Below are 21,502 nucleotides of genomic sequence, written 5' to 3' on the forward strand. Positions count from 1 at the left end.
ATTTCGTTGGCAGTTTGTTATTGGCTGACCGTTGGTTGAATGTGCCAGAAGTGGCCGACCTGCTCTATGTTGCGCCCGTCAATTGTCGTTGGTTGTTCGCCCACAACGATGTGAGCGTCGGGGTACCCTTCGATTTGCCGATCGACCTGCACGGCCTCTTTCACAACGATGATTCGCGTGCCGCCCAGAGCATAAAGATGATGCACGGTTGGGGTGACGGCTTCAACGGCCCAGGCTGTTGTGGGTTGGTGTGCGATGCGCCAGGCGGTCGCCAGAGGTTCTGTGGCTGGCCAATGTGCTCGAAGTCGCCACACATTCGCGGCCGGGAGCGATGCGTATTGCTGAGAACCGTCGATGGGTTGTTCCGACAGGGACCAGTCGTACGGCAATTCGCCGAACAGTGATTCCCATTCGATGCTTGCCAGCGCCGGTTCCCGGTCATTCTTCGCCCTGATGACCAATGGCTGCAACGTGATCGGCGTAGCGTTCGGCTGAGCCGGTGCACTCACTGCCCGCACCACTTCGCTTGGTGCGATCAATGTCGTCATCATCATGTGAGTTGGTGCGTCGGCCAGTCGCTTTGAACGACATATTACGTCCGCGACAAACAGTGTTGCCTCGCCGATGTCAATGGGCTGGCTCAGGCGTGAGCCGACATAATTTTCGAAGCCTGTCGCCCAGTCTTCAAGATTGTCCATACCCTCTGCCAGCAGCGCACCGCTGTAGTGAATGTTGTCAGAGGGGATGGTCAATTCGCGGGGCGCCTGGCGGTTTCGTAGATAGTACGCGCCAAGGGGCGTCTTGGCGTTGTAGTTCGCATTCGCTCCTGCGGCATCGTCTCTTGCCCTTGACCGCTCGTTCCACCAGAAGCTGATGTACCGATTGGAGGTGCGTTGAACAAACATGCCAGCGATGTCGAAGTGTCGGCTGCCGAGCGGGAGGTTCTGATCATCGGCTACAAACTCGGGCAGGGCTTCGGGGCCATGGGCGTGGAGGTAGTCGGCTCGTTGTTTTGCCGGCCCCCACAGTGCTTCGTTGCCGTACGGCCGCATGGGCCGCACATCACCTTCATGCAGGCGATTCTTCGGATGTGCCGTCATCGTGTTCAGTTGACCATTGTCGTACAGCCACAGGAACGCCTCCTGCATCTGTTCCCATCGGTCTCGATCCTCTCCCTTGAGTTCCCATGCCGTACCTTTAGTCAGGGCATGCCAGTCGAATGACAGATTGAGCAGCCAGCGGTAGTACCCGGTATCAAACTGGTTGCCTTGCGTGTAGCTGTAGTCCTGCTGGAGCCCGCCGTACGGGCTTGGATCCATCGCCAGTGCGAAGCTCATGGCGTCGTACGCCAGATCGCCTCCCGTGTCTTCCTGGAAATACCGGGCCATGCGAAACAGTTGCACGGCAAATGTCACCATGTTCGGCCCGATGTCGTCCTTGAATCGGAGGCGGTGCTGTGTACCGGTGACCACGGCCTGATACTGTCGGTGAACACCGGCCAGCCAGAAGCTCACGCGATCGTCGTCCGAGTGCGACCGCACAACTTCGATCGCTTCCGCGACGCCGACGATGTCCCAGAAGAAAGGCGCTTCAACCCAGCCGCCGACGCGGATGTCGCCGAACTGTCCCCACGGGGCGACCGTCGCTGCGAGATAATCCAGGCCGGCCATGATGGCGGGAAGATCCTTGTCATCGCCCGTCTGACGAAATCGGCGAGCGAGTTGGATCACATGGTTTCGGGTATGCAGGGGCATCGCCTCGATGAGGCCGTTTCGGTCGCCGCCTGTGTCAGCCACCGCGCCATGGAACGGACTGTCGGGATCAAGGATCTGCTCCCCCTCACGGCCACTCGAACCCCCTGCCCGATTGGCCACGACCGTGGCATCCGTATTCAGCAACTGCCGGACCGACTCATGCGAATCATGCCCGAAGGATTCCCACCACGGCCGAGCGAGCGCCTCATCAAATCGCACACGCCACCGCCAATCGTATGATGCCAGTTGATCATCTTGCGCTCGTCCGTTCGGATTTCGCCGAATCGCGTACAAGTCGATGAAGTGGCCTGAGAATCCCGATCGGCGTACGTAGCGAAGCTCCGCCAGTTGTTCACTGGCGATCTGAAGCGTCAGCGTGCCACGTCCGCTTGAAGGGCGAAGCTCAACGGTGACCATGCCTTCAACGTCAACGACAGGCAAGACGACAATGTCGTCGAACGTCGCAAGCTCACCTGTCGCTTTCGCGACGGGCGCGAGTTCGCCGGTGTGCGATCCGACACGCCATTGCCCACCGGCCCAGAAGTCGACGGGCAATCGAAAGACGAGGCCTACTGCTTCGACATCAGCCGAGCTTTCACGGTTGAACTGGAATGTATCTCTCACCTTCACCGCATCGGGCAGTTGCTCCACCGCGAGGCGATGTCGCCCGGCCGATCCCGTCACTTCAACGGCGACCTGGCTGTCATCCACAACAAAGGGGCCCGAGAACCGGTGACGCCCCATGCCGTAGCTGGAGGTAAACCATTTCGCATCGGCAGCAAGCGGGCTGACAACCAGCATTGCATCGAGGCGGTTGTAATCGCCTTGCGAATAGAAGAGCAATCCGTCGCCGTGGTGGTAGAACTTCAGGCGTGCATCAAACGGCTGAACGCGCACGGCCGGGTTATGCACGAGTGTCGGCCGCGGGAGATCGAGGCTTGTGGTGCTGGTCCACAGTCGGCTGTTAAAAACAATCTGACGAATGCTCATGTTGTTTGACGTACTGAGTTGCGTGGCAGTGATCCGCACCCCGGTCGCCGTCGCCGGGGCTTCCAGTTCGTGGGCGGCCACGTCCTCCGGCAACTGCTTCATATTCGCCACCGTGGTCCAACGGCCGTCGGGCTTTTGCAGTTCAATGCGGTAGGCACGCGGGCGATGGTGCGATTGGGTGTGAAACCCGATCGTGATGGACTCGATCTGCCGAGCTTCTGCAAATGCCACCTCAATCGCATTGTTGTCGCCAGTACCGACGTACGTTGTCCGCCAGTCGCCATCGACCGCCAAAGATGGGTTGGCGTCTTGCCACCAACCTGTCGCGGTCGCTTCCATCTGTTGTGTGTTGGACGCGGCTGCGGTGCCGCATCCAATCATCATTGCAATCATCACGGCCATCGCACCGACATATCGCCAGACCTGCGTCAGTACCATACGAGTGCCTCCCGGTCGCCCCAGGGCGGGGGTGTGACCGAATACCAGTCCTGTTTTTCGACGTGGCCGTCGAAGCTGAGAAAGTTGGCTTTACCCTGCCGATAGTGGCTTGGCACCCTTGGGTGTCGATAGTCCACAAAGTCTGAGTTCCAGCGTAGGCCGTTGCTCGTTCGGCCCTGGTGGTGATCCAATCTTCCATCGAACACCGTGATGAGTTTGCTCGGCTGAGGAAAATCATTGGGGTCGAACATGTGTTCTGTATTGGGGATGTCCGGCAAAGGGTTGCGCAGCCAGTAGTTCATGGTGTAAGTCATTCGACCATCGTGCACGCTGGGGCACGCGAACACGCCTCGCCATACGGTGTAGTCGTTTGGGTCATACTCCTGAACACTCATGTATGGCTGTACCAGATCGAGCTTGTTCCATGCATTGCTCCGGTTCGGCAACGAACTACGGTTAGGAGGCAGGTGCTCGCGATGGTCGTCGATGTACATGCGCAGGTACAGGCCAATTTGCCTCAAGTTGGACATGCACCCCACATCTCTCGCAACCTCTCTGGCCTGGCTCAATGCGGGCAGGAGAATTGCGATCAGCAAAGCAATGATCGATATGACGACTAGCAATTCGATGAGCGTGAATGCGTGACGATGGCGCATGCTGGTACTCCCTGAAACAGCGGGTGTTCGATTCCCCGGAAGCGGATGTTGCCGGCGAGTCTTGACCTCATCGCCTTCGCCGGAGAAGCAGGGTCATTCCCATCGCGGCCAGCGTGAATGCCGCCGCAGGTTCGGGGATCACCAGACTGACATCGTCTACATAGAACGAGGTCACGGCGGGCACACTGCCTCCCATGCGAACTCTGCCGATGCTCGTCCCAGCCGCCACGGGCGTTCCTGCCGCCACATCATTTGCAACCGACTCGCCATTGACGGACAGGCTCCAGGTGTTATTGTCCAGATCAGCGGTCAGTTCAACCTGGTTCCACGCATTGGCCACATATTCAACCGTGCTGCTGTTCTGCCAGGCGGAGGGCGATGTGTAAGCGACGATGCCGTCATCACGCAACAAAATAATTGCGTAGGCGCTAGCGCCGTCCGCACTGCCCAGTGTAATTTCGATGGTCTGATCTGTGGCAGTGGGGCGGATGTAAGCCTGAAAAACCAAGGGGCCGGACACCTGCTCCGTAAAGGCGTTGGTGTAAAAACCGCGGGCCTGCGTCCCTGATGCATCGTCAATCCGCAATGCCCGATCGCCGCTGTACACGGGCGAGTCGACGATCGCGCCTTGATCGGGAAAACCTTGGGTCTGGACCCAGTTGCCAAAGCTTGCCCCCACCGACCCAACCGATTCGCTTTCGAATCCGTCATAGAAGATGGTCGAGGCGGAGGCTGTCGAAACGAGTCCGGCTACCACGATGATGCTGGAAAGGACGTGTTGAAATCGCATGGTTTTCTCCTTCGATGAAAAGATGGGCTTGTTCCCTGCTGACGCTGCTTCCGGTACCTAAACCGAAGCTGCATTACTTGGCGAAACGACGCTATGATCACAAAGCACAGGTTCGATCTCCCGCCCGACAGACTTGCCTGGCGTGGGCATTGCGTTTCCTTCGATCAGTTCGATCAGATATTTACCGGCCTCGGCGCCCAGGCCGAGCAAGTTGTAATCCACCGATGCAAAAGGCACGTGGTGATGTTCAAAGCGGTTGCCGACACCCACCATCACCAGTTGATTGGCTTCCTCGACCCGCCCCGCATTCAATAATCCGTGATAGAGCTGAACGAGATAGCTATCGCCGTGGGCGAAAATGCCTTGCGGGAGCCTGGGCCATTGGAGGAGGCTTTCCAGTTCGTGTTCACTGAGGGTCGGGCCGCCGGTGAAGAACACGCGTTCTGAGGGAAGTTCGATTCCCGCCTTGGCCAGCCCCGTCTGAAAGCCGTGCAGCCGCTCTCGGCCGACGTCGTAGTTATCGATGATCGCCATGCAGTCTGAGATGCCAATTTTCCGGAGGTGCTCAGCTGCCATTTCACCAACGTGGAAATCGTTGAACGCGACATAAGGCAACGAGGCGTAGTGTCGTCCGCCAAGCACGACCGAGACGCCTCGCTCGACAAGCTTGCGATACAACGGCTCACTGCCCAATTGGGTCATGGCGAAAATGCCGTCCACGCGATCCGGATCGATCTCCTCCAGCATTTCCCGCTCTCGGAGCGGATCGCTGCCGAATGGCGGAACCATTTCGAGTCGAAAGCCAGCCCCCGCCAGGGCGGCGGAAAGCCCGGAAGCGACGACGCCGGTCCAGCTTTCAACGTAATCGCCGGTGAGCATGACGACCACGCCGGTTCGGCGACTCTTGCGGGCGACAAAGGTCCCCCGGCCGACATGCCGGTCAAGCATCCCCTTCTCCGCCAGCTTCTGGTAGGCCTTGGCCACGGTGAGGGGGGAGACGTGCAGATCACGCGCCAGTGCTTTGTCTGAAGGCATGCGTTGGCCGACAGCCAGGCGATCCGCCCGAATCCCGGCTTCGATCGCCTCGCTCAACTGCAGGTAGAGCGGTCGGTTCGTATCTCGCACATTGGGCGGCATCTCTACGATTGACATACGCAATAGTCTAATAATCTCGATTGGCATATGTCAATCCCTTTCCTTGAAGAATGACTCTTGTTATTCTTGATATGACCGGGCACCCCTTGGAGATGCATGTATGAGCCGTATTCTCGCGTACGTTGGCCCCATTCGGACGGGCGTCGTCGGCCTCGGCCGGGCGGGCTGGAATATCCATGTCAGGCTGCTGCGCGACGACGCACGATTCCGGATCATCGCTGCGAGCGATCCTGAGGCAGGTCGCAGGGAGCAGGCGTGCCAGGAACTTGGCTGCGAGACATTCGCCACTGCCGAACAGATGATCGAGCGGATGGGGCTGGATCTGGTTGTGGTCGCCTCGCCTTCGGTGTACCACAGGCCGCATGCGTTGATGGCGCTGAAAGCGGGCGCTCATGTTGTCGTGGAAAAGCCGTTGGCCGGCTCGGCGGATGAAGTCGACGAGATGATCGCCGCGGCGCATGCTGCCAACCGCCAGTTGATGCCGTTTCAGTCACGCCGACTGAGCCCGATCCATCAACAACTGCAAAAGGTGATCCAGAGCGGCAAGCTTGGTCGACTGCTTCATATCGCCTACCGTCGATACAACTACATCCGCCGAAACGACTGGCAGTGCGTGCTTGCCAATGGCGGCGGCCTGCTGCGTAATCACGGCTCGCACATCCTTGATCAGATCCTTGATCTCGTTCAGAGCCCTGTTAATCGTGTCATGTGCCAGCTTGAACGCATCAGCTCGGCAGGCGATGCCGAAGATCATGTCGTGGTGCTGATGCAGACCTCGTCCGGCGTAACGGTGCACGTAGAGATTTCAGACGGCACCGCAGCCAGCGAGACCGGTCCGGAATGGATGTTCGTCGGTGAACAGGGCACGTTAACGGCAACCGACAACGAGGGCACGATTCGTCATATGAATCCAGGCGAGATCCCTTCGCGCCAGCTTCAGGATGGACTTGCGGCCCAAGGTCGGCGTTACGGTACATCCGAAAAGCTGCCTTGGAATGAGCAGCAGTTTTCCGTGGAAGGCAAACCCGACATCTGCTTCTACGATCAGGTACACGACACGATTACACGGGGGCGGCCGTTTATTTTTCCACCCGAGCAGGTGCGGACGGTGATCGCGGTGCTTGATGATTGCCGACGCCAAAATCCGCGGTTTTCCGGGCTACGGCCTTTCGTACCCCAACCGGTTTCCGACGCCACTCCAGGCACCGGCGGATCGTTGATCGCCTCGCCGGCTTCGGCATCATCGAAGCAGTTCCGTAAAGTTCGCGTCAATAGCTCCTGAAGCCGAAAAATGGTCATTACCACTTTTTAAGGCTTCCTGAGCCGCACTGCCCGACGCAGGCAGGTGCGCTAATTCAAGCGTTCGGCGGGGTTTGTTGCAATGCACCTGGGAGGGCTCGAACCTCCAACCTCAAGCTTCGGAGGCTTGCACTCTATCCAATTGAGCTACAGGTGCGGCGTCGCGATTGGTCGACTGGTCAATCATTATAGCAACAAGCGATTGTCAAGCGGGCGGTGGTCAGCGGTCGGGGCCGGGCGTGTCTTCGGGGGCGCGGGTTCGGATGGTGGCGGTGTAGAGGTAGGCGGCGATGTCGCGGGCTTCCTGTTCGGTGACGCCGAGGTTGGGCATGGCAGTGCCTGGGCGGATGTCGCGCGGGGCCTGGAGCCAGTGGGCGAGGTTGTCGGGTGTGTTGGGCAGATGGCCTGCGATGTAGATCTGGTTGCGGAGGTCGGCAAGCTGGGGGCCGACGCGTCCGTCGGCGGTGCGGATGCCGGGGATGGTGTGGCAGGCGCCGCAGCCGTGGGCGATGATGGCGTCGCGGCCGCGCTGGGGATCGGTGTCGGGCAACTGCCAGACGGGGTCGATGGGAAGGCGGTGCGGGCCGCGAAGGAAGTAGTCGCCCATGACGGCGATGAACATCAGCAGGCCGAGGGCGAGCAGGGCGGCGGTGAAGTTGTTCAGTAAATGCCAGGGCATGGGGAGAATAAGTTTCTAGTTTCCAGTTTCTAGTTTCTGGTTTGGAATGGGGGCGACGGCGGGTAGGGGGTGTTGAAGTTGGCGCATCCAGAAGTAGAACATCAGCGCGGCGGCGGCGGCGTAAAGGGTGCAGGCGGGCATCCACATCACCAGGCCGGCGAGCTGCTGGTCTTCCAACGCGGTGAGGTTCCAGGCGGCGGTGGTGGTTTCGTAATGCGGATACCAGACGCGCGGCGACAGCGCGAGGAACACGCCCAGCGCGCTGGAGTGCAGCGAGCTGGTGAACAGGTATAGCACGCCGAGGCCGAGGTTGAGACGGAGTCGGCTGAGCGGGTCGAGCAGGACGCGCCAGAACAGGCATGAGGCGATGAAGAAGGCGAGGTGCTGCGCATCGTGGACGAGCTCGTTGCGCAGCGCGGCTTCGTAGAGGGTGGGGATGTGCCAGATCCAGAGCGTGAATGCGTAGAGCGCCCAGGTGAGCAGCGGCTGCCAGAGCAGGTAGGGGCCTGGCATGCGGAACATCGCGCCGAGTCGAACGCGGCCGACGGTTGTGAAGGCGAAGAGCATGACGCGGGTGGGCGCTGCGATGACGAACAGCGGCGCGGCGATCATCATGATGATCATGTGCTGAATCATGTGGACCCAGGACAACTCGATCGCGAGCACGTCGACCGGCGAGATCAGGGCGACGACGAGCGAGAGGATGGCGAAGGCGAAGGCGGTGGCTTGCAGGCGTGAGACGCCGTGGCCGGTGCCGGCGCGTCGCCACATGTTGATGAGGCCGACGGTGTAGAGGGTGCTCAACAGCAGGAGGACGGGGATGATGACGGGGTCGATGTTCCACGCGGTCCACCAATGGCCGTCGTGTGGTTCGTCGCCGACGACGTGGGCGAGTGTGGGCATGAGCATGGCGTGGTGTGGCATCAGCATGCTCCCAGGTAGAAGAAGATCGGGACGGATTGGAAGACGATAACGAAGGCGAACAGCAGGTTGCTGATGCGGCCGAAGCGTGCGAGGAATCGCAGGTTGGCTTGTGGGGCGTGGCCCGTGTCGGTGAGGACGCGGTGCAGGCGGTGGGCGGCGAAGATGGACGCGACGGCGACGGCGAACGTGAGACCGCTGACCAGCAATATGCCCCATGCGACGCCGGTGAGTTGGAAGAGCATGGGGTGGCGGAGCGCGGTGAGGCAGCCGAACTCTGCAATGAGGTAGGCCAGCAGCAGATGGCTTAGCCATGCGAGCGCACCGCCGAGGATGGCGAAGGCGGTGAGCAGCGACCCCGGCGTGGTGCGGGTGGTGGTGTGCGGGATGTTGGGCGGGGCGGTCATGGTTGTCTTGCTTTCACCTTTCACATCCGATCAGAGCACCCAGGGGGAGACGTAGAGCACGGCGAACACGACAGCGGCGGCGACGACGGTGAAGTGCCACAACATGGCGGTGATCTGCATTTGCAGCTGCGTGTGGCCGTGGTGTTGCGGGTCGTGATGCAGGCGGGCGATCATGGCGATGTTGAGCACGATGGCGGTGGCGAGTGTGATGGCGAGGGCGTAGTGGGTGACGTGGAAGATCGAGCCGTATGCATTGGTCTGCGGGAGGAAGGGGACGCTGTAGATTTCGTAGGCCTGCCACGCGAGGAAGAGCGTGCCCGGCAGGGCGGCGACGATGAGGCCGTAGAACGTCGGCCGCCACTCACCGCGGGCGAGCTGTCGCGACGCCCACGCGACCGGCACGCTGCTGCAGGCGAGCACGATCAGAGCGATTGCCGGGATCAGCACGCCCGGCCGGGGCAAGTCATGCTGCGGCCACGCGTCGGAGAACAGCCACAAGTAGTAGTAGGCATACACCAGCACGGCGAACACCATGCCGAGCACGGCGAGCAGCCCGACGACGCCCCACCATGCCGGGCTCGCGCTGCCCGATGGGAACACGGTCATCCCCGCGTCGGGCCCGACGTCATCATCGCGCACGCGCGCCAGCCGACGTTCGCCGGGCCAGAGCCACGAGCCGACCATGAGCAGCGAATAGGCGAGCCCCAGCGGCAGCACGAGGTAATACTGGTACAACGTCGCGACCATCGCCACGAGCAGGCCCAGCGATGCCAGCAGGGGTTTGTACGTCAGGCCGGGGAGCCATTGGATCGCCTGCGGGCGGGCGTGGAGCGCGTCGGTGATGAGGGTGGCCCGCCATGTCGTCGGGCGAGCGTGCAGGGCATCGGCGGCGCGATGGGATGCTTGCAGGGCGGGGGTGTCCGGCTGCGGGTCGGGTGCGGTGCCACCGCGCCGTTGGCCACCCCAGAGCGGGTGTCGGCCGTGCACGATGGCGGGGCGCTCGAAGGCGTATACCGGCGGCGGCGAGGGGAGGGACCACTCGAGCGTGTCGCTGCCCCAGGGGTTGTCGGCCGCCTTGTCGCCCCAGCGGAGGCTTAGTGCGAAGTTGATGAGGAACACGAGCGTGCCGGCGGCGAAAACGAACGCACCGGCGCTGACGAAGAGGTTTTGCCCTTCCGGGTCGATGAGTTCGGGGTAGGTATAGACGCGTCGGGGCAGGCCGAAGAAGCCGAGGATGTGCATGGGGAAGAAGGTGGCGTTGAAGCCGACGAACGAGAGCCAGAAGCTAAGTGCGCCAAGGCGTTCGCCGAGCATTCGGCCAGTGATTTTCGGCAGCCAGAAGTGCAAGCCGGCGAAGACGGGGAAGACGACGCCGCCGATGAGCACGTAGTGGAAATGTGCGACGAGGAAGTACGTGTCGTGCACCTGCCAGTCGAAGGGGACGACGGCGATCATGACGCCTGTGAATCCGCCGAGGACGAAGAGGAAGAGGAAGCCGAGCAGATAGAGGACGGGCGTGGTGAGGCGGGGTCGCGTGCCCCAGAGTGTGGCGATCCAGGCGAAGACCTGGACGCCGCTGGCGGTGGCGATCATGAGGCTGGCGGCGGCGAAGAAGTGCATGGCCAGTTCGGGCAGGCCGGTGGTGTACATGTGGTGAACCCAGAGGCCGAAGCTCATGAAGCCCGTGACGAGGATGGCGACGGTGATGAGCGTGTAGCCGACGAGTCGACCGGCGGCGGCGGCGGCGACCATGGAGATGATGCCGGTGGCCGGGAGGAACATGATGTAGACCTCGGGGTGGCCGAAGAACCAGAACAGGTGTTGCCAGAGCAGGGTGTGGCCGCCGAGGGAAGGGTTGAAAAAGTGCGTGCCGAAGGCGCGGTCGAGTTCGAGGAGGACGGTGGCCATGAGGAGCGTGGTGAAGGCGAAGATGATCATCAGGCCGACGATGAGCATGGCCCAGGCGAACAGGGGCATGCGGGCGAGGGTCATGCCGGGCGCGCGACATTTGAGAATGGTGACGACGATTTCGATGGCGGTGGCGATGCCGGCGATTTCGACCATGGCCAGGCCCAGCAGCCAGTAGTCCTGTCGGATGCCGGCGTACTCGGGGCCGGAGAGCGGGGTGTAGGCGAACCAGCCGGCGTCGGGGACGTGGCCGGTGACGAAGCTGGCGTAGAAAATGATGCCGCCGAAGAGGTAGACCCAGTAGCTGAACGCGGTGAGGCGGGGGAAGACCATGTCGCGTGAGCCGACCATGAGCGGCAGGAGATAGATCGCCAGGCCTTCGAGAAACGGCACGGCGAAGAGGTACATCATCGTCGAGCCGTGCATGGTGAAAAGCTGGTTGTACACCTGCGGGCCGAGGAAGTCGTTGTCAGGCACGGCCAGTTGAATGCGCATGAGCAGCGCGAGCACGCCGCCGAGCAGGAAGAAGATGAACGCGGTGAGCATGAACCGCTTGCCCAACGGCTGGTTGTTCACCTCTGCCAGCGCACGGGGAAAGCTGCGGGGCGAGGCCCACGTGCGCTGAAAGGCGGCAAAGTTGTCAGCGTGATCGAGCATGGTGATCCAGCGTCGGGTTTGCCGCGAAGCGTCGCGGCTAACGTGTTTACTCCAGACTCAACAGATACGTGGTGATTTCGTGCAACTCATCGGCGTCGAGATACGATCGCGGCATGTGGTTGCCCGGCTTGAGCGACTGCGGGTTGGCGATCCAGCCGGCAAGATTGGCGTAGTTGTTGGGCCACTGGCCCGCGCCAATGCTTGGTCGACTGCCCATGTGCGTCAGGTCCGGCCCGGCGCGGCCGTGCGCTTCCGTGCCGCTGATGGCGTGGCAGGTGTTGCAGCCGGCTTCCATGAACGCCCGCTGGCCTGATCGATGCACGTCGGTCGTCGGCTCGCGCGCCGGCTGAGCGCGGCGGGCGAGCCATTGATCGAACTCATCACGCTCCAATGCCACGACGTGAAACGACATCCGCGCATGCTGCTCGCCGCAGTACTCGGCGCACTGCCCGCGGTACGTGCCCGGTCGGCCCGCCTGAATCCAGAACGTGTTCACATGGTCGGGCAACATGTCCATCTTGCCATGCAGTTGCGGCACCCAGAAGCTGTGCACCACGTCGGCCGAACTGAGCTTCAGATGCACCGGCTCGCCGGCGGGGATGTGCAGTTCGTTGGCGGTGATGATGCCGTGGTCGGGGTAGCGCACTTCCCACCACCAGAGGTGGCCGATGACTTCGATCGTCACCGCCGAGTCGGGCTGGCGAAGCGAGACCGTCACCGTCAGCGAATACACCAGCAACACGACGAGCACGATCGACGGCAAGGCGATGCCGGACACGATGATGAAGCGATCGCCCACGGGTTCGTCGGCGTCGCCTTCGCCGGGCTCGATGCGCGGGCGAAACACCGCCCACGCCGCGACGCCCATGACGATGATGAACACGGCCCCGAGCAGGTAGAACATGAACCACCACAGGCCGGCGATGATCTGTGCGGGCTCGCCTTCGGGATGTAACGCCGACTGCTGCCGCTCTTCGGCACAGCCTGGCAGCAACAACAACAGCGAGAGCAAGAGCAGCGGCAACAACGTCAACGAGATGAGGACCGATGTCGCGTGTGGGATCGTGTTTGCGAGTCGCTTTGGCAACGGGATGTCTCACCTGTCGTTTATCGTCGTGGGAATGTCCGTGCGTTCATCAGATAGTCGATGATCTGTTCGAGTTCTTCGTCATCAAGTCGGCCTTCATAGGAGGGCATCGCGACGTCTTCGGCCGGGTTGAGGATCCAGTTGGCGAATTCGGCGCGCGAGTAGGTTCGGCCGATGCGTGCCAGGTCGGGGCCGATGCGTGGCCCGTCGCCGGCGACGGCGTGGCAACTGTTGCAGCCGTACTGCCCGAAGAGCTGTCGCCCACGCTCTGCGTCGGCGGGAAGCGTGACGCCCATGGGCACGGCCGGCGGCTCGGGCTGCGGCCAACCCGTCCAAGGCGAATACACACGCAACGCACTCAACCACACCAGCGCAATCACGCTGAACACCACAACGCACGCCATCACCGGCCGCCGCTTGATGCCCCGGTACGGACTGCGATCCACAAACGGCAACGCCACCAACGCCGCCAGCAGCAGCAACGGAAATACCACCACGAACGTCGGCGCCAACCAGCCCGGCAGCAGTGCAATCAGCGCGCTGTACCACCAGAACCACCACTCCTCCACCGGAAACGACCGCAGCTCACGGTTCGCTTCCGGGTACAGCGATGGCGGGCCGACGAACACGGCAAGCCCGAGCACGATCAGGAACACCACCGTCGCGAACAGTCCCGAGCGAAACGTTGTGCCGGGATGAAACTGTTCGCCTTCGCGTTCGTCGTGTTTTTCCGCGTCGTAGAGCTTGCGCTGATGTTCGGCGGACGTGACCGGCTCGCGCCGCTCGGCGTTGGTGGTCACGCCGTGGTGGATGACCAGGAACAGATGCCCGGCCACGAGCGTGAACAGGTAAAGCGGTGTCCAGAACACGTGCACCGCGTATAGCCGTGTGAGGGTTCGCGGCCCGACCTCCGGCCCGCCCTGAATGAACACGACCAGCGACTCGCCGATGAGCGGGACGTTGGCGACCATGTGCATCGGGACCATGATGGAATGGATGGCGCGCTCGTCCCAGCGCAGCGTATAGCCGGTGAACGCCATGACCAGCACGCCGACGAACAGGCCGACGCCGAGCAGCCAGGTGCCTTCGCGCGGCGACTTGTAGCCGCCTAACAGCAGTTGTCGGAACAGGTGAAAGAAGAGCATCACCACCATCAGCCCGGCGGACCAGTAGTGGAGGCTGCGGATGAATCGGCCGAGCAGTTGCTGTTCGGTGATGTAGCGGACGGACTGGTAAGCGCTGTCGACCGAGGGGTTGTAGGTAAGCATGAGCACCGCGCCGGTGGCGACCTGCACGCCGAGCAGCAGGGTGAGTGTTGCGCCATCGCCGTAGTACCACCGGCCCTTGGGCGTGCGGCGGTCGAGCACGTTGCGCTTCACCACATCAAACCCGAAGCGATGCGACAGCCAGTTTCCCCACTGCTTGAACATGGCCCCTCTCATGTCGCCCGGCCGCTCGCTATGTCATCGGCGGCAGCGAGGCGAGGTTGATCTCCAGCACGCCGTTGCGGACGCGGTTGTCGTAGCGATACAGCGGCCGACTCGGCGGACCGGCCATCACCTGCCCATCTTTGGCGAAGATGCCGCCATGGCAGGGGCAGAAGAACACCTCGCTGCCCTGGTCGAACGTGATCGGGCAGCTCAGGTCGGTGCAGTTGCGCGAGTAGACGACGGTCTGCTGCGCATCGACCCGCCAGACGTACACCCCCTTGCGACGAAGCGCCTCGGCCCAGTCATCGCGCGATACGTTGACCACTGCCTGCCTGACCTTGCCGACGGGAAAGCGGTCGAGTTGGCCCAGCGGCTCCCAGCGGGGCCGGGGGCGGTAGCGGATGGCAGGGGCGGCGCTGCTGATGATGGCGGGCAGGGTGACGATGCCGCCGACGGTCAGGCCCATGCCGTAGACAAGGGTTCGCAGTAGCGTTCGCCGTTCCATGCCCTCTCCCAACGCGGGACGCTGTAACCTCGTTCGCAGTCGCGTTGATGCTAGGCTGCTGAAGCGGGCGGGTCCAGAAGAAAGGTGTGGCGCTTCGTCGGCAAGATGGCGCAGCGGGCGGACGTTACCTTGGTGTGAAGCGAGGTCGGCCGGGCTGTGGCGAAATGATGCTTCTGCGTGCCCAGGTTCGCCACACCTTTTTGCTCCGCCTCGTCTACAATCACAATGCCAGACAGGAAAGGTATATCGCCATGACAAACGATGATCCGAAAGAGCAGCCGACACCGTCGGAGCCTTCGCAGAAGCCCACGCACCGTGAGCCCGTGCAACCCGAGTCCACGGAGCCGACGACACCCCCGCATCGCCGACGGCGACGATGGGGCTGGTGGGTCGGCGGCGGGGCTGGTGTGGTGGTGTTGCTGCTGCTGGCGGTGGTGCTGGCGTTGCCGACGCTGCTGAGCACGGGGCCGATGCAGCGGTGGCTGACCGGGTATGTGAATACGACGATCGCGGGTTCGATCAACATCGATCGGCTGCGGTTGGCGTGGTTCGGCGGACAGTCGGCGTTTGGCGTGACGCTGGCGGACGCGCAGGGCGATCTTGTCGCGTCGATCCGCCGGGTGGAAGCGTCGGAGCTGCGATTGGCGGCGGTGCTGCTGGGCTCGTCGCGATATGGGCTGATCAATGTCGATGCGGAGGCGATTCATCTGCGGCAGGCCGCGGGCGAGCCGACCAACTTGCAGTTGGCGTTGCAGTCGACCCGGCCGGACCCTGCGCCGCCGGCGGATGATGAGCCGATGCAACTCGACCGCGACCTGGCGGTGCAGCTTGATTTCACCGCCGACCGTGTGACGTACGAAGCGCCGGACGTTGAGCGTGTGGAGCTGACGGACCTGGACGTGGGCATTGAGATCCCCGACCTGAATCGCATTGCCGGGCGGATACATAGCAATCTGGTGCACGGCGATCGGCCGGGGCGGATTGACGTGAACTTCAACCTCAATGATGCGTTCACCGCTGCGGGCGAGCCGCAGATGGGTCAAGCGAATGTGCAGGCGCAGGGCGAGTTGGCCAGCTTCCCGTTGAACATGGCGGACCGGTTGATGGGCCAGGAAGGTCGGCTGGCTGCGCTGCTGGGCGACGAGCTTGACGCGACCTTTGCCGCCACGGGGCCGGTGCGGTCGATGACGGTCAATCTGCAAGCCAGCAGCGCGAACCTGTCGGCCAACATGGAGTTGGTGGGCGACGACGAGGCGATTCGCGCGGCGGAGGGATCGCAGTTGCAGTTGCAGGTGACGCCCACGGCGTTCGCGGCGTGGATGGCGGAGCCTGCCCCGGGCGAAGCGCCGCCGATGACGCTGGTGCAGCCGTTCACGGTGGATGTGCAGCTTGCGGAGCTGGTGCTGCCGCGTGACGAGGCGGCGGGCATCGACCTGGTGCGGGCGGCGTTGAACCTGCAGGCGACGACGGAAGACATCGTGCTCGACATGCCCGACATGGACCGCATCACGCTCGGCGAGCCGCGCGTCACCGTGCAGTCGGCCCGACTGGGCGATGAGGTCACGGCCAACCTGCAAAGCCAGGCGACGTACGGCGAGGTGAGCGAAGCGGTTTCGGCGAGCCTTGCGATCCGGCAACTGTTCGCCGAGGACGAACCAATGCTTGCGACGCTGGAGGCGACCGCGTTGCCGATGGCGCTGGCGGATGCGGTGGCCGACCTCGACGGCGCACTGGCGCTGACCATCGGCGAGACGCTGAGCACGACGGTGAATCTGACCCAGACGCAGACCGGTGACCTGACCTTTGATGGGCGTGTCGACGCGCCCCGGCTGGCCGGGCCGTTTGAAGGCGGCTACGCGGCGGATGGGTTGATCACGTTGCGTACGCCCGAGCCGATGGTGTTGCAGTTGAGCCCGCAGGCGTTCGCGCGGTGGGCGGCGGGTGAAGATGGCCTGACGCTTGCGTTGGAAGAGGACGCGGAAGTGACGTTGAACGTCGAGCAGTTGGCTGTGGCGATGCTGACGGATGACTTGCAGGCCCCGGCCGAGGCGGATGCGGACGATGAGGCGGCGGAGCCGACGATGCGGCTGGACCCGGAGCGGACGCGCGTCGCGTTGCAGCTGTCGAGCCCGGTGTTGCGTTTGCGCGACCTGGCGACGGACGAGCGGTTCGGCATTGAACAGGGACGCGTGAACGTGCGCGGCGATGATCTTCGGCAACTGCTGGAGTTTGACATTGAAGCGATGATTTACGAGTTGACTGAAGAACTCGGGCGGCCGCAGCAGGAGCCGCAGCCGCAACAGCAGAACAATGAGAATGCGAACGAGGCGGCGGCCGGGGACGGGCGAATCAGCTCGCGGACGCGCGTGGGTCGGTTGTTGAGCGATGATGGCGAAGTGCAGCCGAGCGCGTCGCGGATTGAAAGCAACACGACTTTGACGCGCGTGCCGTCGTCGGTGCTCGATGCGCTGGGGGGGCAGGGGGGGAGCCTTGCTGCGGTGCTCGGGGCGCGGACCTCGGCGGACGCTCGCGTGGACTACGACGGCGCGGCGGGCGGTACGCTTGACATCGACCTTGAGTCGGACAACGCGACGGCGAACGTGCCCGGCCGACTGACGCCGGAGCTTGCGCTGGAGTTGCGTGAAGACGCGGTGGCGTCGTTGCGGGTGACGCCGGAGATGAGCCAGGCACTGCTTTCGACGATCAACCCGTTTTTGCAGGCCATATCGGGCGAACGGCCCGCGGAGTTGGTGTTGCGCGAAGAAGGCTTCCACATGCCGTTGGAAGACTTTGACATGGAGCGTGTGCGGATGAACGCGAGCCTGGGCCTTGGTGAGTTGCGATTGCAACAGGGGGGGGTAGCGCAGGCGTTGTTTGGTGCGTTGAGTGCGGTCGGGGGAAGATTTGATCCGGGGCAGGAGTATAGCGCACGGTTTTCGCCGATGACGTTCGGGCTCGATCAAGGCGCGATGTCGTATGACGATCTTCGGATGACGGTGTCGGGCGTGACGGTCGGCTTTCGGGGTCGGGTGCATTACGACACGCAGCAGTTCAACCTTGTGACATCTGTGCCGGCCGCCTCGTTGGGACGGATCGCCAGCGGGCTTGAGCGAGCGGTGGGGCCGAACTACCAGTTGGAAGTGCCGTTGACGGGCACGTTCGACGAGCCGCGGCTGGACAGCGGGGCGATGACGCGCGAGCTGGCGCAGTTGGCGATGCGGGCGGGCCTGCGTGAGGCGGTGGGTGATCGTGACAACGGGCTCGGTGGGCTGCTGGATGGTGTGCTCGGCGGTCGTCGGCAGCGCGACAATAATGAGCAGCCGCCTGCGGAGCGCGAAGAGCCGACGGAAGAAGCGGAAGAGGAGGCGGAGGAGGAGCGTCGCGAACCGGCGCGCGATCTGCTTGATGTATTTCGTCGGCGGTGAGGCGATGCGGCGTATGCGCTTGCTTATGTCTCTGTTCATGCACCGAGCGCGAGTCGGCGGGTGATGGGATGCGCAAGGGCGGGGCGCTGGTCGAGCAAAGCGACGGCCAGCCGCATGAGTGCGGGGCGGCGCAGCAGGGTGGCGATCAGTCGACAACGACGATGGCGGGCGGCGAACAGTTGGCGGTGATGCTTCGTCCAGCGGTGAGCCATGGCGGGCTTGGCGATGGCGTTGAGGGCCAGTGGTGTGGCCGCCTCGGCACTGCACAGGGCCCAGCCGATGCCTTCGCCGGTGAACGGCTCGACGTAGCCGGTCGCGTCGCCGATGAGCAGCAGGCCGTCGTCGGCGACCCGGCGACGATGCCTCGTCAGCCACGGCGTGCCGCGCCACGACGCATCGTTTAACCCATCAATGGCGGGCAGGCCGGCATCGTGCAGCAGGCGGGCCGCCGTCGCAGCGGGGCCGCAGAGTTGCTGCATCGCGCGGGCGTCGACCGCAGCGGCGATATCCAACTGGCCGCCTTCGACTTCGACCACGCCGACGTATCCCGCTCGGCCGACCGCCATGTGAATCACGCCCGGCTCGTAGCCGCTGCCGACGCCGGGCAGCACCGCACCAAAGCCGACGCGGGCGCGTCGCGCGACGTGCCAGTCAAAGCCCGGCCGATCGGCGAGACACGTGCCCGCAATGCCGTCGGCCACCATCAACACACGAGCGTGCACCTGTCGCGACGCGCCGCCATTGTTGCCATCGCCGCGATGACGTAGCATCACCCGATTGTCGTGACTCACCACGGCGTTGGTGTCATCATGAAAAGTAACGCCCGCCGCGACGGCCGTCTGTACCAGCGCGTGATCGAACCGTCGGCGCGACACGGCGAAGCCACCGGCCAGCGGCACGTTCGCCGACCGTCCGGCGGTGGCGAGTCGAAGGGCGTGCAGCGGCTGTGCATCGCAGCTGCGGTGCACAGTCGCGAGGCCCGCGCGTTCGAGCACGCCGATCGCTTCGCCGCCAAGACATCCGCCGCAGGTTTTCGCGCGGGGGAAGCGGGCCTTGTCGACCAACAACACCGCCGCGCCGTGCTGGGCACAGCGATAGGCCGACATCGCCCCGGCCGGGCCTGCGCCGATGATGGCGATGTCGTAGCGTTCGGTCATGGCGTTGCACCTTGTTGCGTTAACCGCTCGGCCGTACCCACTCCATGAGCATACGGCCGACGAATCGCTCGCGGATGGTCACGTCATTGAGCCCGGCTCGCGCGGCGAGCGAGCGCATCTCGTCCACGGTAAACGCCCCCTGCACCGATCGCGGGCCGTCAACGTGCACCACCGGCGAGCGTGTGACCAGACGCGTCGTCAGCCACGCGCCGATCCAGATCGTTCGGCTGCGCATCAGGTCATCGACAATGACCAGCCGACTCTGCCGAGCCATCGACCGCAACACATGCTCAACCGCCGGCTGATCGAGGTGATGTAGAAACAGCGAGCAGATCATCGCGTCGTAGTCGCCGGGCAGGGAGTCGTTCAGGACATCGCAGTGGAAGTACCGCATCTCGTCGAAACCAGCGGCGTTGGCGCATTGTTGCGCGTGGCCGATGGCGGTGTGGCTGATGTCGCAGCCGTGCAGTGTGACGGGCAGCTTTGCGCGTTGCAGTCGGCGTTGGATGTCGAGGGTCACGTCGCCGCCGCCGCACGCGACATCGAGCACGCGCCACGGCCGAGTGTCGTTGCCGATGTGTAGCCTGAGCGCGCGGGCGAGGGTGGAGGCAGTGGCGGAGAGGCGATTCAGCCGAGCGAGGCCGCGCAGCGCGTGGCGGAGTAGTGGCGGTTCGAGGGCAGGGTCATCCATCCATTCGGGTACGCGTCTGCGTACGCTTAAATCAGGGAGACGACAATGTTCGGCGAGTCCTGGCATGATTGGAACAGTATACGCAACTGCCCGGTTATGCCCGGGGCAGGCCCGACCTGAAGAGGGGAAGATTTTGAAGCAGCAGACGTATGTGTATCGCAGTCGATTCGAAGCCCCAGCCGACCGCGTGTTCGCCTGGCACACCCGGCCGGGCGCGTTTGAACGGCTCACGCCGCCGTGGGAGCGGGTGCAACTGGTCGACCGCCAAGGCACGATCCACGATGGCGACCGTACGCACCTTCGCGTGCAGACGGCTGGCGTGTGGCGGGACTGGATCGCGGAGCATCGCGACTATGTGGAAAGCAAGCAGTTTCGCGATGTGCAGGTGGAAGGCCCGATGCGTCGATGGGAGCACACGCATCTTGTTGAGCCCGTGAGCGACGGCGCGTGTATGCTGGAAGACCGGATCACTTATGAACTGCCGATGGGGCAGCTCGGCCGACTGCTCGCGGGCCGCTTCACGCATGACAAACTCGAGCGTATGTTTCGCTATCGCCACGCTATTCTCGCGCAGGATCTCGCCATGCAAAACCGTTACGCGACCGCCTCGCCGCAGACCATCGCCATCGCCGGTTCAAGTGGGCTCATCGGCTCCGAGCTGGTACCACTGCTGAGCACCGCCGGGCACAAGGTGATCCGCCTAGTACGGCGGGAGCCGAAGGCGGACAATGAAGTTCGCTGGTCGCCGGACGAGGGACATCTGGACCTTGCGGGGTTGGCCGGCGTCGATGCGGTGGTGAACCTGGCGGGCGAGTCGATCGTGGGGCGATGGACCGAGGCGAAGAAGCAGCGTATCCGCGACAGTCGAGAGAAGAGCACGCGCCTGCTCGCTGAAACGATCAGCAAGCTCGACCCGCAGCCGAGCGTACTGGTCAATGCCTCGGCGATCGGATTCTACGGCGACCGCGGCGACGAGATGCTCGACGAAACCAGCTCGCCTGGCGAAGGTTTTCTCTCCGAGGCGTGCCAGGCGTGGGAGGCGTCGGCACGGGAGGCGGTGGACGCGGGCATCCGGACGGTGTTCGCCCGCTTCGGCCTGGTACTTTCGCCCAAAGGCGGGGCGCTCGCGAACATGTTGCCGATCTTCCGTAGCGGGCTCGCGGGACAGCTCGGCGACGGGCAGCAGTGGTGGAGCTGGGTGGCGATGGATGATGTGATCGGCGCGGTTTTCCATGCACTGTTTGATGAATCGTCCGACGCGCCGGCGGGGCCGATGAATGTGGTTTCGCCGAACGCGGTGACGAATCGCACATTTACCAAGACGCTGGGCAAGGTCATCCGTCGTCCGACGATCATCCCCGCGCCGCGCTTCGCGTTGCACCTGGCGTTCGGCGACATGGCGGACGATGCGATGTTCGCCAGCGCCCGCGTACAGCCGGCGGTGCTCGAGCGGACGGGGTACGAGTTTGCACAGCCGGAGCTGGAAGCGGCGCTGCGTCATCTGCTTGGACGGTGAGCGTTTATTGGTGAGCGTTTATTCAGGAAGGCCACTC

General features: G+C 63.3%; 16 protein-coding genes and 1 tRNA gene. 3 read left to right on the plus strand and 14 right to left on the minus strand.

Annotation, left to right across the window (positions count from 1 at the left end):
• Positions 1–17: 17 nt before the first annotated feature.
• From ACERK3_03615 to ACERK3_03630, 4 genes are all read right to left on the minus strand, one after another.
• A complete protein-coding gene (locus tag ACERK3_03615; GenBank protein ID MFA9477379.1) occupies positions 18–3,182 on the minus strand; it encodes a discoidin domain-containing protein in 3,165 nt (1,054 codons plus the stop codon).
• Positions 3,173–3,838: a type II secretion system protein gene (locus tag ACERK3_03620; protein ID MFA9477380.1), complete on the minus strand. Its 666-nt coding sequence runs from the start codon at positions 3,836–3,838 to the stop codon at positions 3,173–3,175. The genes ACERK3_03615 and ACERK3_03620 overlap by 10 nt, the downstream gene beginning before the upstream one ends.
• Before the next feature lie 67 nt (positions 3,839–3,905).
• Positions 3,906–4,628: a hypothetical protein gene (locus tag ACERK3_03625; GenBank protein ID MFA9477381.1), complete on the minus strand. Its 723-nt coding sequence runs from the start codon at positions 4,626–4,628 to the stop codon at positions 3,906–3,908.
• A 57-nt stretch (positions 4,629–4,685) separates the two neighbouring features.
• Complete coding sequence (locus ACERK3_03630) at positions 4,686–5,720, minus strand: GntR family transcriptional regulator (GenBank protein MFA9477382.1); 1,035 nt, start codon at positions 5,718–5,720, stop codon at positions 4,686–4,688.
• 163 nt (positions 5,721–5,883) lie between these two features.
• On the opposite strand from ACERK3_03630, the gene ACERK3_03635 reads away from it, so the two are divergent.
• The gene (locus ACERK3_03635; protein MFA9477383.1) at positions 5,884–7,065 is read left to right on the plus strand and encodes a Gfo/Idh/MocA family protein; all 1,182 of its coding nucleotides are present in this window, start codon (positions 5,884–5,886) and stop codon (positions 7,063–7,065) included.
• Between the two features lie 100 nt (positions 7,066–7,165).
• On the opposite strand, the gene ACERK3_03640 is transcribed toward ACERK3_03635, so the two are convergent.
• From ACERK3_03640 to ACERK3_03675, 8 genes are all read right to left on the minus strand, one after another.
• Positions 7,166–7,239: transfer RNA gene (locus ACERK3_03640), tRNA-Arg, on the minus strand.
• Positions 7,240–7,302: 63 nt separating this feature from the next.
• Positions 7,303–7,761: a cytochrome c family protein gene (locus ACERK3_03645; GenBank protein ID MFA9477384.1), complete on the minus strand. Its 459-nt coding sequence runs from the start codon at positions 7,759–7,761 to the stop codon at positions 7,303–7,305.
• 15 nt (positions 7,762–7,776) lie between these two features.
• The gene (locus tag ACERK3_03650; protein MFA9477385.1) at positions 7,777–8,685 is read right to left on the minus strand and encodes a cytochrome c oxidase assembly protein; all 909 of its coding nucleotides are present in this window, start codon (positions 8,683–8,685) and stop codon (positions 7,777–7,779) included.
• Positions 8,685–9,089 (minus strand): hypothetical protein, encoded by a 405-nt coding sequence (locus ACERK3_03655; GenBank protein ID MFA9477386.1) that lies wholly within the window; start codon positions 9,087–9,089, stop codon positions 8,685–8,687. The genes ACERK3_03650 and ACERK3_03655 overlap by 1 nt, the downstream gene beginning before the upstream one ends.
• Before the next feature lie 30 nt (positions 9,090–9,119).
• Positions 9,120–11,654 (minus strand): cytochrome c oxidase subunit I, encoded by a 2,535-nt coding sequence (gene ctaD / locus ACERK3_03660; GenBank protein ID MFA9477387.1) that lies wholly within the window; start codon positions 11,652–11,654, stop codon positions 9,120–9,122.
• A gap of 46 nt (positions 11,655–11,700) precedes the next feature.
• Positions 11,701–12,741: a cytochrome c oxidase subunit II gene (coxB, locus tag ACERK3_03665; GenBank protein ID MFA9477388.1), complete on the minus strand. Its 1,041-nt coding sequence runs from the start codon at positions 12,739–12,741 to the stop codon at positions 11,701–11,703.
• A 20-nt stretch (positions 12,742–12,761) separates the two neighbouring features.
• Complete coding sequence (locus ACERK3_03670; protein MFA9477389.1) at positions 12,762–14,171, minus strand: cytochrome b N-terminal domain-containing protein; 1,410 nt, start codon at positions 14,169–14,171, stop codon at positions 12,762–12,764.
• Between the two features lie 28 nt (positions 14,172–14,199).
• Entirely contained in the window at positions 14,200–14,676 is a 477-nt protein-coding gene (locus ACERK3_03675) for a ubiquinol-cytochrome c reductase iron-sulfur subunit (GenBank protein ID MFA9477390.1), read from the minus strand.
• 251 nt (positions 14,677–14,927) lie between these two features.
• Here ACERK3_03675 and ACERK3_03680 point away from each other — a divergent pair, with 251 nt between their 5' ends.
• On the plus strand, positions 14,928–18,101 hold the full coding sequence (locus tag ACERK3_03680) for a hypothetical protein (GenBank protein MFA9477391.1): 3,174 nt from the start codon (positions 14,928–14,930) through the stop codon (positions 18,099–18,101).
• Positions 18,102–18,136: 35 nt separating this feature from the next.
• Here ACERK3_03680 and ACERK3_03685 read toward each other — a convergent pair whose 3' ends face one another.
• The gene (locus tag ACERK3_03685; protein ID MFA9477392.1) at positions 18,137–19,258 is read right to left on the minus strand and encodes an NAD(P)/FAD-dependent oxidoreductase; all 1,122 of its coding nucleotides are present in this window, start codon (positions 19,256–19,258) and stop codon (positions 18,137–18,139) included.
• A gap of 19 nt (positions 19,259–19,277) precedes the next feature.
• The gene (locus tag ACERK3_03690) at positions 19,278–19,949 is read right to left on the minus strand and encodes a methyltransferase domain-containing protein (GenBank protein ID MFA9477393.1); all 672 of its coding nucleotides are present in this window, start codon (positions 19,947–19,949) and stop codon (positions 19,278–19,280) included.
• Between the two features lie 64 nt (positions 19,950–20,013).
• On the opposite strand from ACERK3_03690, the gene ACERK3_03695 reads away from it, so the two are divergent.
• Positions 20,014–21,465: a TIGR01777 family oxidoreductase gene (locus tag ACERK3_03695; protein ID MFA9477394.1), complete on the plus strand. Its 1,452-nt coding sequence runs from the start codon at positions 20,014–20,016 to the stop codon at positions 21,463–21,465.
• Positions 21,466–21,502 lie beyond the last annotated feature (37 nt).

It is taken from the genome of Phycisphaerales bacterium AB-hyl4, from assembly GCA_041821185.1.
Lineage (GTDB): Bacteria > Planctomycetota > Phycisphaerae > Phycisphaerales > Phycisphaeraceae > Natronomicrosphaera > Natronomicrosphaera hydrolytica.

What these genes read in the sequence shown, in the direction of transcription:
- ACERK3_03615 (MFA9477379.1), bottom strand. Translation starts at nt 3,182, where the DNA reads ATGGTACTGACGCAGGTCTGGCGATATGTCGGTGCGATGGCCGTGATG.
- ACERK3_03620 (MFA9477380.1), bottom strand. Translation starts at nt 3,838, where the DNA reads ATGCGCCATCGTCACGCATTCACGCTCATCGAATTGCTAGTCGTCATA.
- ACERK3_03625 (MFA9477381.1), bottom strand. Translation starts at nt 4,628, where the DNA reads ATGCGATTTCAACACGTCCTTTCCAGCATCATCGTGGTAGCCGGACTC.
- ACERK3_03635 (MFA9477383.1), top strand. Translation starts at nt 5,884, where the DNA reads ATGAGCCGTATTCTCGCGTACGTTGGCCCCATTCGGACGGGCGTCGTC.
- ACERK3_03645 (MFA9477384.1), bottom strand. Translation starts at nt 7,761, where the DNA reads ATGCCCTGGCATTTACTGAACAACTTCACCGCCGCCCTGCTCGCCCTC.
- ACERK3_03650 (MFA9477385.1), bottom strand. Translation starts at nt 8,685, where the DNA reads ATGCCACACCACGCCATGCTCATGCCCACACTCGCCCACGTCGTCGGC.
- ACERK3_03655 (MFA9477386.1), bottom strand. Translation starts at nt 9,089, where the DNA reads ATGACCGCCCCGCCCAACATCCCGCACACCACCACCCGCACCACGCCG.
- ctaD (MFA9477387.1), bottom strand. Translation starts at nt 11,654, where the DNA reads ATGCTCGATCACGCTGACAACTTTGCCGCCTTTCAGCGCACGTGGGCC.
- ACERK3_03670 (MFA9477389.1), bottom strand. Translation starts at nt 14,171, where the DNA reads ATGTTCAAGCAGTGGGGAAACTGGCTGTCGCATCGCTTCGGGTTTGAT.
- ACERK3_03675 (MFA9477390.1), bottom strand. Translation starts at nt 14,676, where the DNA reads ATGGAACGGCGAACGCTACTGCGAACCCTTGTCTACGGCATGGGCCTG.
- ACERK3_03680 (MFA9477391.1), top strand. Translation starts at nt 14,928, where the DNA reads ATGACAAACGATGATCCGAAAGAGCAGCCGACACCGTCGGAGCCTTCG.
- ACERK3_03685 (MFA9477392.1), bottom strand. Translation starts at nt 19,258, where the DNA reads ATGACCGAACGCTACGACATCGCCATCATCGGCGCAGGCCCGGCCGGG.
- ACERK3_03690 (MFA9477393.1), bottom strand. Translation starts at nt 19,949, where the DNA reads ATGGATGACCCTGCCCTCGAACCGCCACTACTCCGCCACGCGCTGCGC.
- ACERK3_03695 (MFA9477394.1), top strand. Translation starts at nt 20,014, where the DNA reads ATGATTGGAACAGTATACGCAACTGCCCGGTTATGCCCGGGGCAGGCC.